Origin of the sequence: Micromonospora marina (genome assembly GCF_900091565.1) — a bacterium.
In the GTDB taxonomy this organism is placed as follows: domain Bacteria; phylum Actinomycetota; class Actinomycetes; order Mycobacteriales; family Micromonosporaceae; genus Micromonospora; species Micromonospora marina.
Genome location: NZ_FMCV01000042.1, coordinates 1 through 15,163, shown reverse-complemented (window position 1 = coordinate 15,163; position 15,163 = coordinate 1). Strand labels below are relative to the sequence as shown.

At 67.2% G+C, this 15,163-nt stretch carries 14 protein-coding genes, 1 tRNA gene and 2 pseudogenes; 3 read left to right on the top strand and 14 right to left on the bottom strand.

Annotation, left to right across the window (positions count from 1 at the left end):
- On the top strand, positions 1-308 hold a 308-nt coding region (locus tag GA0070215_RS27240; protein ID WP_141708272.1), incomplete at its 5' end, for an integrase core domain-containing protein.
- Here GA0070215_RS27240 and GA0070215_RS29395 read toward each other — a convergent pair.
- The 5 genes from GA0070215_RS29395 to GA0070215_RS27220 all read right to left on the bottom strand — a co-directional run bounded on the left by GA0070215_RS29395 (position 283) and on the right by GA0070215_RS27220 (position 3,642).
- Positions 283-1,005 carry a reverse transcriptase/maturase family protein gene (locus GA0070215_RS29395; RefSeq protein ID WP_091051600.1) on the bottom strand — a complete coding sequence of 241 codons (723 nt, stop codon included), beginning with the start codon at positions 1,003-1,005 and terminating at the stop codon, positions 283-285. The two genes, GA0070215_RS27240 and GA0070215_RS29395, sit on opposite strands and share 26 nt — an antisense overlap.
- A gap of 454 nt (positions 1,006-1,459) precedes the next feature.
- Positions 1,460-2,215, bottom strand: coding sequence for an IS5 family transposase (locus tag GA0070215_RS27230; protein ID WP_244167171.1), 756 nt, complete (start codon positions 2,213-2,215; stop codon positions 1,460-1,462).
- 249 nt (positions 2,216-2,464) lie between these two features.
- The gene (locus tag GA0070215_RS28255; RefSeq protein ID WP_141708271.1) at positions 2,465-2,773 is read right to left on the bottom strand and encodes a DUF1499 domain-containing protein; all 309 of its coding nucleotides are present in this window, start codon (positions 2,771-2,773) and stop codon (positions 2,465-2,467) included.
- Between the two features lie 58 nt (positions 2,774-2,831).
- A complete protein-coding gene (locus GA0070215_RS27225) occupies positions 2,832-3,194 on the bottom strand; it encodes an RHS repeat-associated core domain-containing protein (protein ID WP_244167170.1) in 363 nt (120 codons plus the stop codon).
- Positions 3,195-3,566: 372 nt separating this feature from the next.
- Positions 3,567-3,642 (bottom strand) — tRNA-Arg (locus tag GA0070215_RS27220).
- A gap of 329 nt (positions 3,643-3,971) precedes the next feature.
- Between GA0070215_RS27220 and GA0070215_RS27215 the strand changes: the two genes are divergently transcribed.
- A complete protein-coding gene (locus tag GA0070215_RS27215; protein ID WP_091051596.1) occupies positions 3,972-5,120 on the top strand; it encodes a hypothetical protein in 1,149 nt (382 codons plus the stop codon).
- 165 nt (positions 5,121-5,285) lie between these two features.
- On the opposite strand, the gene GA0070215_RS27210 is transcribed toward GA0070215_RS27215, so the two are convergent.
- The 8 genes from GA0070215_RS27210 to fxlM form a co-directional block, all read right to left on the bottom strand.
- A complete protein-coding gene (locus GA0070215_RS27210; protein ID WP_091051591.1) occupies positions 5,286-5,888 on the bottom strand; it encodes a hypothetical protein in 603 nt (200 codons plus the stop codon).
- A 144-nt stretch (positions 5,889-6,032) separates the two neighbouring features.
- Positions 6,033-6,602 carry a nucleotidyltransferase family protein gene (locus GA0070215_RS27205; protein WP_091051589.1) on the bottom strand — a complete coding sequence of 190 codons (570 nt, stop codon included), beginning with the start codon at positions 6,600-6,602 and terminating at the stop codon, positions 6,033-6,035.
- Between the two features lie 35 nt (positions 6,603-6,637).
- Complete coding sequence (locus tag GA0070215_RS27200; protein WP_091051607.1) at positions 6,638-7,072, bottom strand: NUDIX hydrolase; 435 nt, start codon at positions 7,070-7,072, stop codon at positions 6,638-6,640.
- A 30-nt stretch (positions 7,073-7,102) separates the two neighbouring features.
- Positions 7,103-7,885, bottom strand: coding sequence for a thiopeptide-type bacteriocin biosynthesis protein (locus GA0070215_RS27195; protein WP_091051586.1), 783 nt, complete (start codon positions 7,883-7,885; stop codon positions 7,103-7,105).
- A gap of 13 nt (positions 7,886-7,898) precedes the next feature.
- Positions 7,899-8,972 (bottom strand): lanthionine synthetase C family protein, encoded by a 1,074-nt coding sequence (locus GA0070215_RS27190; protein WP_091051583.1) that lies wholly within the window; start codon positions 8,970-8,972, stop codon positions 7,899-7,901.
- Positions 8,969-11,716 (bottom strand): lantibiotic dehydratase, encoded by a 2,748-nt coding sequence (locus tag GA0070215_RS27185; protein WP_091051579.1) that lies wholly within the window; start codon positions 11,714-11,716, stop codon positions 8,969-8,971. Before GA0070215_RS27185 ends, GA0070215_RS27190 begins: the two co-directional genes overlap by 4 nt.
- Positions 11,717-11,784: 68 nt before the next feature.
- On the bottom strand, positions 11,785-11,940 hold the full coding sequence (gene fxlA / locus GA0070215_RS27180; protein WP_088643751.1) for an FxLD family lanthipeptide: 156 nt from the start codon (positions 11,938-11,940) through the stop codon (positions 11,785-11,787).
- A 12-nt stretch (positions 11,941-11,952) separates the two neighbouring features.
- Positions 11,953-13,194: a methyltransferase, FxLD system gene (gene fxlM / locus GA0070215_RS27175; RefSeq protein ID WP_091051576.1), complete on the bottom strand. Its 1,242-nt coding sequence runs from the start codon at positions 13,192-13,194 to the stop codon at positions 11,953-11,955.
- Between the two features lie 520 nt (positions 13,195-13,714).
- Here fxlM and GA0070215_RS27170 point away from each other — a divergent pair.
- Positions 13,715-14,836 (top strand): annotated as a pseudogene (locus GA0070215_RS27170) (NsdA family TPR-like regulatory protein); the annotation flags it as partial.
- A gap of 12 nt (positions 14,837-14,848) precedes the next feature.
- Here the strand turns inward: GA0070215_RS27170 and GA0070215_RS27165 are convergent.
- Positions 14,849-15,163, bottom strand: a pseudogene (locus tag GA0070215_RS27165) (IS982 family transposase); the annotation flags it as partial.

The following is a 15,163-nucleotide window of genomic DNA, read 5'->3' as shown; positions in this document are numbered from 1 at the left end:
TCCAATATCGAGCGATCCGCTACAGCCAGCGCCTCGCCGAAGCCGGCGCCGTCGCCTCCGTCGGCTCCAAGGGCGACTCGTACGACAACGCCATGGCCGAGGCGTTCAACTCGTTGTACAAGGCCGAACTCGTCCGCAACCAAGGCCCGTGGCGCGGACTCGACGACCTGGAGATGGCCACCGTCGAGTACATCGACTGGTACAACAACCGACGCCTCCACGGCGAACTCGGACACGTCCCGCCAGCGGAGCACGAAGCACTCCACGCGATGACCCAACCGGTCACCACACCCCTGAAAACCAGCTAACCAACTCTCCATCAAACCCGGGGCTTGACAGGTAGATGTTGGACAAGATCGGAGACGCGACCCCGCCCTGTGGTGCTCCGGACAGCGTGGCACCCCATTTCCAGTCCTCCAGGTATCCGGCCGTGAGCATGTTGCGCACCAGCCGCAGGAACCGGTTGTCGTGGATCTTCTCCGCCAGGATCGCGATCATGATGTCGTGATCGAGGCTGCCGAAGCAGTCGGCGATGTCGCCCTCGACGAACCAGGCTGTCCCGGTCCAGGTATCGGCCACCTCCCGCAACGCGGTGTGACAGCCTCTACCGGGCCGGAACCCGTGGGACCGGTCGGAAAAGGTCGGCTCGAAGTACGCCTCCAACAGCAGCCGCACCACTTCACCGACCATTTTGTCCGACCAGGTAGGCAGGCCCAGCGGACGGGTCTTCCCGTTCTTCTTCGCGATGTGGACCCGCCGCACGGGGCGGAATCGGAAACGCTCATGGCGCATCGCACCGATGATGCGTTCGATCTTCCGCAGGGACATGCCGTCCGCGGTTTCCTGCGTGACCCCGGGTGTCATCGCGCCGTGGTTAGCGTAGATGCGCCCGTAGGCCAGCAGATACAACTGCGGGTTGAACAACTGCCGATACAGCTCGTTCAGCGGCAGACCGCGCCTGCCGCGCTCACGCAGGACACCCAGCACCGTTTCGGCGCTCTGCATTACGCATACCTCCCGACCTGGTGATGTCCCGTCACCTGGCCCCCTTCGCCCTGTAGGCGGCTTTCCCGCCCTCCCCGGCCGGTCGTGACTCCGGCGACTACTACGAGGCCTCCGTTGCCATAGAGCTCGCGCCCGACAGGCAATCCCGCGTTCGTCTCTGTTGTACGTAGCAGCGTGACGTAGGCGCCCCACTCATCTCCTTGAACACCCTCGCTGGGCGTCGCCCCGCGCTCCGAGGGTGCGACGGCCACGAAAGACTCCAACGCAGAGCACGGCACCGGTTTCAAACGCCGTTTCCGGTGGATGGGAACTTGCATCGACTGGAGATTAGGGTTCAGGCAATCCAGCTTTCGCCATATCACGCGGGTCCTCCCAACGCGCCGCCCCTGACATCTGGACCCGGCCGCCGGGCATCTCTGGCATGCTGTTGTCCCCTTCACCTTTCGGATCCAGGTCAGCCAGCCGACCCAGGAACCTCCCTTCGAGTCCCTCCCAGCTGAACTGGGGATACAACAGAGCGCCTCGCGGCGCACTTCGTCCGCTCGACATGCCACCGTTGGCCCGCTTGGATGGGCGCCTTGTCGCCCTTGTGGGCGATCTTGCCGGTCAGGCCGCGTTCGGCCAGAAGCGTGCGGGTGACCGCGGAGTCGTAACCGGCGTCAAGGTGCACCGTGATGGCCTCGGGGAGTGGGCCCAGGTCGTCAAGCCGGTCGAGGGTGGGGGCCAACAGCGGTGAGTCGTGTCGGTTCGCGCCGGCCAGGACCCGGCCAAGCGGGATGCCGTAACCGTCAACCATCGATGAACGTTTCATTCCCTGCTTGCCCCGGTCGACCGGTGACCGTCCGGCGCAGTCGCCTCCGCCGGGCGCTTTGGTGATACAGCCGTCAACGGCGATGTCGTCCAGGACCAGGCCGACGAGCCGGTCGTAGGCGTCCACCGCGATCTGCTTGAGCTGGGCGAACACCCCGAGGCGGATCCACTCGTCACGACGGCCGCGGATCGTGGCGGCCGAGCAGGTGGCATCGGCGATCGCCTCGTAGGAACAACCGAACCGCAGCACCTGAATCAGCTTGTCGAACACGATCCGGTCACCGACCCGCCTGCGGTGGCAGCCCAACGGATGCGTCGGGGCGCATGTCGGCCGGTCAGGCAGCAGCGCGGTGAACTGGACCCACAGTGGCTCGATCAGCCATGCTGGGATAGCAGGCACAGGATCTCCCGGTGATCACGAGGCGTAAGCACCTTCATGATCACGGATCCTGTGCCTGCACTCGTTCAGGCACGCCCGTCCAGCCTCGCCATTCTGCGCGGGCTCTAAAACCGCGTTTCTGACGGTTACATCGGTAGTGCCCCGCGAGATCGCTCGCGAGCACAGCACACTTGCCAGAATGCGAAGCGGGCCCAGGCGGCAGCAAGTAACCGGGAACCGGTACGGGCCGCCGCCTGGACACCGGGTTAATCAGGCGACTTGAATCATTTCTATAACCTGCTTCACATTCTGGCGGTTTCGCCCGTAATCGATCAGAGTTGTCCTCACTCTAGATTGACTTCGGACATGTACCACAGTTCCATCGCTGGCCGGGCCAACAGAGCCGGTAACTGTTTCACCCCAAGACTTAATGCTTATTCCGGTCTTAACCGAAATCGAGTTACCTGCCATCACCTTGGCCGATTTCACTCGCCCAAGGGCCTGGAGTGCATCTTTGAGGCGCTCCATTGCTTCGGCCGGCGCAACCGGTATGAATGCCTCTTCTTCGAAACTGCTCATCTCTCACCTCCCCGTTTGCTCTGAAGCTTGCCCCTACGGCCGGTTCGCTAGGAAACCGTCATTCTGACAGGCCGCAGTCGTCCGCCCGCATTTCGCAACCCCGGCGGATCAAGACTAGACCGAGTCCGGCCACTGCCCCGGCACCGAGGCCCGCTGGACCGGCAACCACCGCGCCCGCGCCAGCGGCACCTCCAACGATCTGAAGATCACCCCACAAGTCATCCCATGAGTACATGCCAGTCGGATCAATGTAGTTGACAGGGTTTGCCGCCGCATAAGCGTAGCGATTGCCGTCCCGTAGGTTGCCGATGAAGCTGAGGCTGTCTTGCTGGGTGAATCGGCCTTGTTGGGGGTTGTACCAGCACTGGCCGAACTTGGTAAATCCGGTGCTCTGGTCGTAGATGCCACCGGTGTAGCGCACCAGGCGCTCCAGCCTGACGGACGGTGACCGCGATGATTTAGGCTGAGGGCGTCGCGTTCAGCAACCTCCGCGGCGGCCCGGCCAGCAAGGTCCGCAACGGGCCGCCGCCGAGTACGAGGTGACTGCGTGACGCCGGGTGTCGCCGGACGGTGGCGGCCTGGGTATGTCCCTCGGGCTGTCGGCGATGGTGGCGTCGCCCCCCATGGCCCACGCCAGCCGGATAGGCACACAGGGACGCCGTCCCCGGGCATGCCTTACCACGGACCCGCTAGAACCCGACCGCCCATCCGAGGGTTTTCGGGGGGACGATTCAAAACTATATAGATACACATCAAGGCCCTGGCCGGCTTCTTGCTGGTCAGGGCCTTGTGTTGGTGCCCCCGGCAGGATTCGAACCTGCGACACACGGTTTAGGAAACCGATGCTCTATCCCCTGAGCTACGAGGGCGCGAGGGCCTAGTCTAGCGACCTGGGGGTTCACCTGGGGTGGCAGGGAGTGGCACGGGTTCACCCACGTTCCCCGGACCGCCGTTGTCGCAGCCCAGGAGCACACCCCGAGCACACGAACCCCGGTCTGCGACCGCCAGTCGCCCACGGTGACCCACGTTGGCACCGGTTCGCCCCGGTTGGCACCCGCTGGAGAGCACACGCCGCGCACATCATCGAAGATCAGCAAAGTTCAGACCATGTATTCACTTTTCGGCGTCGCCACCAAGGACTACGCAGCGCTCGCTCCGGCACGCGGGTGCCGATCTCCACACCACATAAGATCGCGGCGTGACGGACTCGACGCCTCATTGGCTGCCCGAGCGCCATCTCGGCGTCGCCGCGACGCTCTCGCACGCAGACGAACTGATCGGACAGGTCGGCGATCTGCTCTTCGCTTACCAGACGCAGGCCGATGGCGTGGTCGGCTTGCGCGAGGTTCCGACGAGATCACTCAGCCGGACCGTCGTAGACAGCGTGGCTCCGATCCCGCGCAAGGTGCCACTCCTCGTGGCCGACGCGTTGGTGGCACTGAGGGCCGCGCTTGAGCACGCGTTGTTCGCCGAGGTCGAGTTCTTGGAGGGGGCGCCGCTCGACGAGAAGGCGGCCAGGCTGGTCGAGATGCCCGCGTCGGACACGTACGAAAAATTCGAGGCATGGACCAGGAAGCAACTCCGTGACCGTCCGCCGTCTCTGCGAGCTGGCAGCGAACTCGTGCGGCGGATCGATCGCCTGCAGCCCTTCCACCGTCAGCGCGATCCGCAGATGCACCCTCTGGCTCGACTGGTGCTCCACACGAACCACGCGAAGCACCGGACACCCGCGATCACTGCGGTCCGCTTAGCTGCCATGTACCGGGAAGACCACATGCCACGCTCGGTACGCGACCTGCCATCGCGGCCCGAGGAGCCGCTGCGCGTTGGTAGCGTCATCGCTGAAACTCCGATCGGCACCATCATCCCCGTCACCCTGTTTCCGACGGTCGGGATAAATCGACCGGGCACAGACCGGTGGCCGGTCCTGATGCACGAACTCGATGAGATCTCTAGCTGGGTCCGCACCCAGGCCGTCCCGCGACTCATCACGGGCACAGAACCGCCCGAGCCGGCACTTCCGGCGCGCTATGAGATTGCCGTTGGCCACCAGGACGAACGCCAGGCAATTTCGGTGGGTTCGTCAGTGTCGGCCGCAGATCGCCAAAAACAACGCCTGACCGCAGCAGCCGCCCGGACCGACCTGGTCGATCTGGTCAGTCGGGTAGACGACTCACCGAGCGACCAGCAGATCGCAGCCTGGCTGGCCAACCTGGCCGACGGAGAGGTGCTCGATCGAATGTCGAGACTGAAGGCCACCCACACCCACGACCCCGGCGTCATACTACAAAACGTCGAAGTGCTCGAAGGGCTACGTGACGAGGCTCTGGGATTCACCCAGCGCTGACACCCGGTCTTGCCGGCCAGAGGCAAGGAAGTACCAGACCATCAGCAGTTCACGGCGCGAGGTCGGCAAAATCGCGGGAGCTTTCACTAATCTACGGCCGGCCGGGAGTAACAGATCCGACCGAGGACTGCAGCATTGGCGAACGTCGCGCAGTAATCAGAGAGTCTATCCTTGGTGCTCCGGATCGACAGTGTTATGGGTAGCGACGTCTTGCCGATCTTTGGGAATGTTTGCCAGCCATTTGGACATCTGCCACTCGTAAGGCTCGGATGACTCCCCGAATTTCACGCCGAGGTCACGGCGCACGGCTGCATAGAAACGACCTCGTGCTTGACCAGCAGCATGTACAGCCTCGTGCCACGTCAAGTCGCTGGACTGACCGACGGCCAACCGCATGAGGCGGAACATCACCTGGTGCCACTCCCGCGCGGCCGCGACTACCGCCTCATCACCTAGCATTAGCACCGCTTCCCACTTGGTCGTTCGCTCTTCCTCCGCATCGATAAGTTCAGCTTCACTCGTCTCCCCGCCAAACCAAAAGTCGTCCTGATAAACGCCCCGCGTAGCGGCGAGGCGTACCGCAATCGAGGTACCTTTCTTAACGGCATGCGCGTAGTCCGAGTAGGCGGCGAGCCGTCGCTCGTCCCAGCGGATCGCCTGTTGCCTGCGCCAGCGGCTCCGCTCCTGCGCCGCAGTGGTCAGGTACGTCGCAACAGCGCCGACGAGCACCCCGACGAGCGCAGGTAGCTGAAGCAGTAAGAGCCGCATGCCGTGTCCATCCTCGGAGGCGCGCTGATGAGCTTCATCGTGTCGTTCTGGCGCAAGCCCGCGTTCAGCCCCGGCAGGTAGGAACGGCTCCCGGTCCACGGTCGCAGGCCTCGGTAGCGCCCCTCACTGGCTTCGAGCGCCAGATCAGGTCACGATGCGGACGCCGGGCCAGCGTTCGGTGGGGCGGTGGCGGGCGAGTCGCTGCCGGGAGATGACCGGGCTGACCCTGGTCGGGTTGCGTCGCCACACCCCGTCGAGCAGGTCGTCGAGGCCGTGCGGGGCGCACACCGCGATCTGGTCGTCCGCGTCGAGGCGGACGGCCACGGCGGTGGCGTACTCGGGCCAGGTCGCGACCGCGTCGGCGATGGTCCGCAACGGCGCCACCGGTCCGCCGCCGAACTTGGCCGGGTACCAGGTGTGCACGGCGGCTTGGTTCTTCGCCTCCCACGGCGGCTCCGGCCAGCCCGCCACCAGCCACTCGGTGGCCCGGTCGTCGTTGTCGCGGCTCAGGTCCGCCGGGTCGAGGAAGACGACGTCGATGTCCCGCACCAGCGCAGGGTCGAAGCCGTCGCCGTACCGCTGGCCCCAGACCAGGTCGCGGATGACGCCGGCGCCGATCCAGGCGTCCGGCAGCCCGGAGTCCCGAACGACACCCAGCGCCCGCACCAGCCACGAGCTGCACTGGACCAGATCCCGCAGCTCGTCTTCCCGCATCGTGTCCCCTTGTCGCCACTATTGGGATTCGGTGGTCAGTCGAACAAGCGGCCCACGAGGGCACCCTGGCCGGACTGCAGGACGTGCGCGGCCCGTAACGGTATCCAGAAACACTCGAACCGGGTGGGCTCCCGCTTACCGTCATGATCCTCCTGGCTCGCCCACCGCTCGGGCGCCGGCCCGCGCAGCGCCACCTCGAAGACCTGCCGACGTTGGATCTCGAAGCGGAGCGGGCTGATGTCGTACTCGATCTCCCCCAGCTTGCGCACGACAGTGAAGCCCGTCAGCCCGGTCTCCTCTCGGGCCTCCCGTAGCGCCGCGTCCGCCGGGTCCTCACCCAGGCGGACACTGCCACCGGGCACCTGGATGCCCACCTCCTCGTAGCTGAAGTCGGTGTGCCGGAAGACGAGCAAGTGACCTTCCCGAATGACATAGCAGAGAACCTTCTCGGTGATCACCTTCTCGGGCATGGCGCCTTCCTCCACTCGTTCCTGGTGCGTCTACCCGAGGCCTGGCGGGTGGGTATCGGGCCGGCCGAAGATGGCTTCCTGGGCCGCTCGGGCGAGGGTGGCCTGGGTGGTGGCGGGTAGTCCGAGCCTGTTCCAGTGGAAGATCACGTGCAAGGCGATTACCGCCCGCAGGCCGCGGGTGAGGGTGCCCTCTTCCCGTTGGCGGTGTAGGGCTGCGCCGGCGTTCGCGAATGCGGTGTGCCAGCCGCCGGTGGTGCGAGGTGCGCCGAGCAGCAGAGTTCGAACGTCTCCGGTGAACCTCTCCCACCTGCGGGCATCGGTGGCGAGTGCCTGGTTGAGGTGTGCCGCGCGGTGCTCGACGACTTGGGCCCAGACGTCGCCCTGCTCAATGAGGTCGAGCCCTGCTGCCCTCATCAGAGCGGTGCACAAGATCAGGGAGTGTTCGCGCCGGGTATCGGGGTGCTGGTGGAGGTAGGTGAGGAGGTGGTGGCTGTCGTGGTGGAACAGCGTGTGGGCGGTGGTCATGGATTCGCCGCCGCCGAAGGCGTGTGTTTCGGGTTCGTAGATGTCGCCCGTCCAGGTGGCCCCTTCAGTGATTAGCCAGCGGGCCTGGTCTCCGCTGTCTGGGCTGTCTGTGGGGAGGTAGCGGATGCGCCAGGCGCCTTTACGGATGAACCACCAGGAGGTGATCAGGCCGGCGGTCTCGGCGGCGGGGAGCACTCGGCTGAGGTGGGTGACGGCCTGTTGCTCGCGCTCGCGGGCGGTCTGGCCGGGGTAGCTGATGTTGATCTGGTGCCAGGGGGTGTGGTCCACGGCGGCTCTTTCGTCAGGTGAGAAGGAGGCAGGCGTCCCAGGCCGCAGTGGTGACGGCGGTGACGAGGTCGGCTCCTGCCTTCCCGTCGAGCAACCCCTCGGGCTCGTCGTTGGTGGGGGTGGCTTGCTGGTGGAGATCGGTGACGAGATCGAGGGGTGTGGGGGTGAGTGCGTCGGCGGCGATGCGGCGGGCGGTGGCCAGGAGGCCGGCGGTGCCGTGGCACAGGCTTCGGTCGGTGAGCCGCTGGAGTTGCCCGGCGTCGGTGGCGCAGGTGGTGAAGGCCGTCTCGGCGAGGTGCTGCCGGGTGGTGTCGTGCAGGGCTTGTGCAGCGAGTTGCTGGGCGCGGGCGATGCCCGGCGTGCCGTAGCACCAGGACGGCCGCAGCGGGGTTCTCTGCGCTGGCAATCCCTTGTGTAGGTCGGTGAGGGTGATGGTTTGTGGCCACCAGATGGTGCCGTCGGTGTGCTGCTGCCAGGCGTCCAGCCATCGGTTGATGCGGTTGATCGCCGTGGCGTGTCCGGCGACGGTGATGCCGTCGCGGAGGGTGAGGGCGAGCAGCGCCAGTGGGCCGGTGATGCCGTGGGCCATGCCGAAGTTCGCGTGACCGCCCGGGGGCGGTGGCTGGTGGCGTTCGGGTCCGTTCCCGCACCACCAGCCGGGTAGTGCGCCTCGCGGTTCAGTGAGCCGGACGAGGTAGTCCAGGACTTGGCGGAGCAGGTCCTGATCGCCGAGCCGGCGTAGAACGACGCCGAGGCCGGTAAGCCCGCGGATGAGGTCGTACTCGGCGTAGTTCGGCTGCTGATGGCGATCGATGCGGCGGTGGGCGGTGTCGAGCCGTCGGCGGGTCACCGTGGCGGTGCCGTCGGCGGTGGCCGCTCGCGCCTGGACGAGCCCCGGGTGGTCGGTGGTGGCGAGGACGAAGGCGAGTGCGGGAGCGCCGTAGAAGAGGCTGGCCCCGTCGGCGATGCTCACGCCGCCGACAGTGGCGTGGCGCAGTGCCTCGTAGGCTGCGGGCCGGTTGCTGGTTTCGAGGTGCAGCAGGGCGATGCCGGCCGCGCCGTCGGCGAGGGACTGTCCCGCGGTCACGGCTTACGCCCGGCGAGGGTGGTGCGGGCGATGGCGCGGGCCAGTCGCAGGCAGTGCTGTTCAGAGGCGGGGTCGACGCCGATCATGCGTGCGTGATGCAGGTGCAGCAGATCCCCCAGCACGTCGTCGGGGTCGAGCCCGTCATCGACGACCAGTAACCGGTAGTTGGCCAGCGCTGCCGCGAGTGGCTCGTCATACATGGGGCGTCGGGCGTGTTCGAGCTGGGTGGGGTCGAGGCGGGTACCCGTCCGGTGGGCGACGTAGGTGGCGAGCCAGCGCGGCCCGTCGCCGGTAAAGCCGTCGGCAATGGCGATCATCCCGGCGGCGGTGGCGGCTTGTCGATCGCCGGTAAGTCTGTGCAGAACCGCGTGGGAGTCGGCGGCGAACACCTGCTCGGCGGCAGCGAGAGTCGCCGCGGCGCCGTGGCGGGTTTCGGGGCGGTACGGGTGCAGGCTGTAGTCGTGCACGACGGCGGCATCGTGCAGGTGCTGCACCCAGCCGGCGAGATGGCGGGCGATGTCGGCGAACCCGTCGGTGCCCGAGATCGGGATGCGCAGCCGCAGGTGCGGCTCGGGGTGGGGATAGCGCAGGAACCACCAGCCGGCTGGCAGGTGGTCGGCGGGGCGGTCGGCGAGGTCAGTCAAGATGCCGTCGAGGTGGCCGTGTAGGTGTGCCTCCAGCCACTGTGGCCGCCCAGGCCAGTGCTGAACAGTGGTCGCGATTCGGGCTGGCCGGGCTGTTCGGGCGGCCGGCGCGGGGTGGGTGAGGGTGAGCAGGAGTTCGGCCGGGCGGTCGTCGATCCAGCCCGCCGGCCCTGGCGCCTCAGCGATCACGGCGCGGGGATGCCGGTCGAGGTGGTCTCGTAACACAGCCAGGTGGGCGGGGTTGTCCAGGTCAAGGCGTAGGCGTATGTCGTCGTCGCCGATCAAGACCCGCTGCGGGATGTGCCGCTGATGGCGGTGTCGCTGCCAAGCGTCGCACCACTGCTGCCATCCGACGCCCTGAGCGGGAAGCGCGGTGTGGTCGATGATCCAGCGGGCGGGGTGCACGACGGTGCGTCCTCGCCGAAGGCGGGGTAGGAACGGCAGGCCGCTGGCGTGTCCCCAGTCGAACCGCCTGCAGGGTGCTGTCCAGGCGGTCCAGATCTCGGTCAGGAACCGCATCAGCGGCTGCTGCAGCGTGGGGAGCAGCACGCTGTTGAACAGCAGCGGCTCGACGGGCTGACCGGTGATCGCCGAAACCAGCCACAACCGGTGTCCATCGCCGACCACCGCCAGGTCCTCAAGCGTGTACGGCGCTGCTGGGTGGAAGTCGCCGAGAGGGAGGACGGGAAGCATCTCGGGCGTGCGGGCCACTGCAGCCAGACGGGCGTCCAGCGGAGGTCCGGACAGCTGCACGGAGGCCGCGCCGGGCAGGGCGGTCGGCAGGTGCCGGTAGACCTGCTGGAATCCGGCTAGTTCGGCGGGGGTGAGCAGATGCAGGAACCGGGCTGTGGCGACTCCGGCGTGGCGGGACCCGCTGAGCACCGTCAGGGTGAACGCGCCGCGGTCCAGATCGCTCGTGGTTTCGGCGGCGAGGAAGAACCGCAGTTCGGTGTGCGGGATCGGCGGCCGCTCGTCATCCCTCCGCAGTTGGTCAATCAGCGCGTCGTCGAGCACCACCTCGGCGCAGCCGTCGAGGGCGGCCTGCTGCGCGAGCTGTCCGAGCAGCCGGTCGCGGGCGGTGAACAGCACTGGGGCCCGGCGAGTGGATCCCCGGTAGCCGGATGGGAACCCCAGCACGTTCAGCACCTCGCGGATGGGAACAGCCGCTCCGGGACCCCATCGCTCGATGAACGCGCTGTGGTACTCGGCCCACCCAGGGGTAGGTGGTGGCGCTACCGCCATGAGCGTGGACGCGGCCCGTTCCGCCTCGTGCAGTACCGGCGGGGGCAGTGTCACGGCAATGTCGGCGCGGAGATCGACGGCGGTCCGGCTGCCCGGTTCCGGGATGACGTAGTGGCGGGCAACGTGGGAGGCCGGGTCGGTGGCTGTCATGGGCGGGCGGAGGGCCGACAGCATCACGCCGGTGTGGACCAGGTCGGCCAGTAGCCGCTCGGCGTCGGCGATGCTGGCGCCTCCGGCGACCCTCGTGGCGAGGTCGGTGAACCTGACCGGGGACCGCGCGGCCTGGATCGCGGCCCGGATCGGGCCGGTCAGGCGGACCTCGACGTCCCACCGCCGATCGTCGCGGGCGTGGGCACAGGGCAAAATCCACCTGTCGCCGCGCCGGTATCCCAACGAGTTCGTCACGATGGGGACGGTGCGCAGGGTAGCCAGGTCGTGTTCGGCCCGCGCGGTGTGCTCGGCGATGAACTGTCCATCGGGGCGGGAGACCGCGCGATGGGCGTCACCCAGGCAAACCGACGCGCGAGCGCCGAACTGAACCGGGGCGACGCCAGCGAACGTGCCGAACGGAGTCGCCCGGGTGGTCCAGCGCAGCAGGTACCGGACCGCTGACTGCACCAGGCGCCGCAGCCGCTGCTGAGGCACTAGGTCACCGCTCAGTGTGTGTTGGATCTGGCCGGCCAGCTGCGGTGCCGCACCGGTAACGGCTGCCGCGAAGCCGGGCAGCGTCCAGGTCTTGTCCAGCCACTCGCGCCACTGATCCGGATGGCCATGGGCCATATCGGGCCAGGCAGGCAAAACGAGGCCCTGGGGGTAGGCGGCGATTCTGATCAGCGCCGCACCAGATGCGGGAACCATGATGCACCACCGAATCGACGGGCCCGGCGCGCTCAACGCCGGGCCCGATCGTGAGAGGAACGGATGGGTCAGTTGCCGCCGTCGCACTTCGTGGTGCAGGCGTTGGAGCCGGTGTTGCCGGAGCCGCACCCGTCGTCGGTGGCGGTGGCGTAGCCACCCGCGGTGGGGCCGGCGTCGACCAGGCTGACGTCCAGGGCGAACTCCGAGGTGTCGGTGTCGTTCACGTGCGTTCCCTTCTATGCGGGGGTGAAGGTGAGGACGAAGCGGCTGTGCCGCTTGTCCAGCACCGTCCCGGCCGGCAGGTCGCCGTCGGGAGTATCAGCGGGCAGGACATGCAACACCGGCGAAGGGCTGCCCGAATCCAGCCACGTGCGCATCTGTCCGACCATCCGACCGGCCGCCGACGCGGCATCAGGCCCGTGGGCACAGGCGCCGAGGTCGAACCTGTCCTCGTCGTTCCAGCGCAGCGTCGAGCGGTAGCAGAACGCGCCGTTGTTCAGGGCGGCCGGCGTGCCGAAGCGCCACGCCGGGACGACGACGCCCGCATCGACGGCCTCCTGCTGGGCCGTGAGAACGACGAACTGCTGTCCCGCATCGGTGATGCGGGTCGCCAGCCACAGGTCGAGGTCAGCCAGCACGGTACGAGGGGGCAGGCTCACCCCGGCCCATGCCTGCGTCTGCGGCTGCGTCAACAGCTCTTCAACAGCGTGACGATCGACCTGCTGGTCCTCGTCCAGCCGCAGGTGCACCCCGTCAGTGATCTCGACGTACCGCACGTCATGCGCCCCGGCGCCCTGCATCGAGACGAAGCCGCACAACCGCTGGCTGTGGCTGACCAGCCGGTCCCCCGTCCGACGCAGCGCCCACGAGCGGGTCATCCCGAACGTCCGGAGCGGCACGACCAGCGTTCCGTTCTCGGCGAGCTGGGCGGTCCAGGCCGGTGAGATGTCCCAGGCACCGACCGTGACGATGATCAAGTCGTACAGACGGCCCGGGTTGACCTGCTGCTCGGCGTCCGCGCACACCACGACCACGTCGTCGTACCCAGCTGCGGTGAGGCAGGCGGTGGCCCGGTCGGTCACCTCGCGATCGATGTCCACAGTCGTGACCGAGCCTGACGGGCCGACCAGTTCGCGCAGCAGCGCAGCGTTGTACCCGCCGGAACCGATCTCCAGGACGTGCCTGCCGGCCAACCCGCCGTCGATGGCATCCGCGGCCTGACCGAGCATCTCCGCGATGAGCCACGGCGCCGACACCGAACTGACCGCCTCGTCGCCGATCCGCTTGGTCACCACGGCCTGGTCGGCCCGGTACGCCTCCATCAGCGCGGCATCCGGTGTGAAGAGATGGCGTGGCACGGAGCGTAGCGCCGCCTCGATCTCGGGCCGCATCACCAGCCCCTTGTCCACGTGATCAGCGACGAGCTGATCGACCATCGCGGCGTGGAGGTCCGCGCCGCTCGCCGTGTCGACACTCATTCGGGTTTCTCCTTTTCATCCCGGCCTCCCGATCGGATGGCCCGTCGTTCCGCTCTTCTCGGGCTCAACAGAGCGTCAAGCCGCTGAACTCGCAAAGTCACATGGACGTCTGAAGTAGGTGCGATGCTGGTTCAAGGTCGCCTCCTGCAGGCCACGCATTAAGGTCCGGCGGTATCCGCTGATATTCATACGCGTGATGTCTCGGCCCGGTGGGACGCAGCCGACGTAGATCAAGATCATGGCGGCGCAACGGTCTCCTGCTCCACCGCAACCTCCCGCGCTCGTACAAGTGAGGGGCAGATCTGACGACCCCTCCACACTCACCCACCGAGCCGGTGAAGTGAATGCCGACCATGCGGACGAAGCCGTTGTCCGCATGTGCGCCGCCGATGCGTACTCCTGCGTCTGCGGATCTCGGTGTTCTTGGTTGCGCCACGCTGAACAGTGAGTGACCCTATGTGCACCATATTCACGCTGCTCGTCGGCCATGATGTCTGCGCAGCCAGAGGAGGCGGAGCTTATGGGTCAGTCCCCGCGGATGCTCGAGCCGTCCCTGTCCGAGCGCCACTTCTTCGGTGCCGAGTTGCGCCGGCTACGCGAACGGGCTCGCCTCTCCCAGGCGCGACTCGGCACGATGATCCGGTTCAGCGCTGACCTGGTGCGCCGGGTCGAGACAGCGGAGCGTTTCCCGTCTCAAGAGTTCGTTGAAGCCTGCGACGGAGCGTTGGCCGCCGGAGGGGCGCTGATCCGCCTGCTACCGCTTCTTGAGGGCAGTCGCACCAATCCGGGTATGCGGACAACTTCCCCGCGCGGTCCTGCTGCTGAAGCCAGCAGCCTGCTGGCCGTCCCAGCAGAGGAGGCGCTCGGGGTGGCGGACATGGTCATCCGCGTTCCCTTCCAGCCCGGCGTTCTTGATCGCGCCGCGCTCGACTGGCTGAACTGCCCAGCGAGTCCCCGTCTGTCTGTGCCCGGCCACGCCGATTCGCTCGATCAGGTCGGCGAAGAAGATCTCGACTCCGCAGAGACCGCCCTGGCGATGTTCCGCCAGTTGGATCACACCCACGGAGCCGGACGAGTCCACACCCAGGTACAGCGGTATGTCGAACGCGAGCTGAACCGGCTCCTGGCCAGCCCGCCCGCCTCGGAGGCAATCGGCCGGCACCTCTACACCCTGGCGGCGGGATTCTTCGAGCTCTGTGGCTACCAGGCGGTTGACACCGGCGCCCATGGCCTCGCCCAGCGCCGCTACCTTCGCGCCCTACGCCTGACGGAAGCCGCCGGCGATCGCCTGTACGGCAGCTATCTGCTCGCCGTGAACATCGGCCACCTCGCGCTGCACTGCGGGCACCCCGAGCCGGCACGCAGGATGGCGCTGACGGCGGTGAGAGGAAGCGAGACCCGGGCCACGCCCGCTGTGGCAGCCGCGCTGCACGCGGTGGTGGCGCGCACGCACGCCCGCCTTGGACGCGAAGACGACTGTCTAACCCACCTCAGCATCGCGGACAAGCAACTGGTTCGGAGCAAGCCTGAAGACGAGCCGGCGTGGATCCGGTACTTCGACGCGGCGTATCTCGCCGACGAGATCGCCCACTGCTTCCATGACCTGGGTCGGCCGCAGCAGGCCCAGCAGCACCTAGACGATCTATTCCAAGGGTCAGTGGTCGTAGGCGGTCAGGGATCGTAGGACCGGCTGGCCGGTGTGCCAGTTGTGCCAGATCACGGCGGTGAGCGCGAGGATGCGTTGCAAGACGCGTACGGCCACGCCGGCGGGAGTTCGTCCGCCGTGTCGTTCGAGGTCGAGTTGGCCTTTGAGGGTCTGGTTGACCGACTCGATGCTTTGGCGCAGGGCGTGTAGCAGTGCCCGTCCGGGGCGTTGCGCTTCGGTGCGGTAGGCGGGGCGGATCATGGTGACGCCGCGTTCGGCCAGCTGCTGTTCGACGGCGGCGTCGCGGTAGCCCTTGTCCACGAT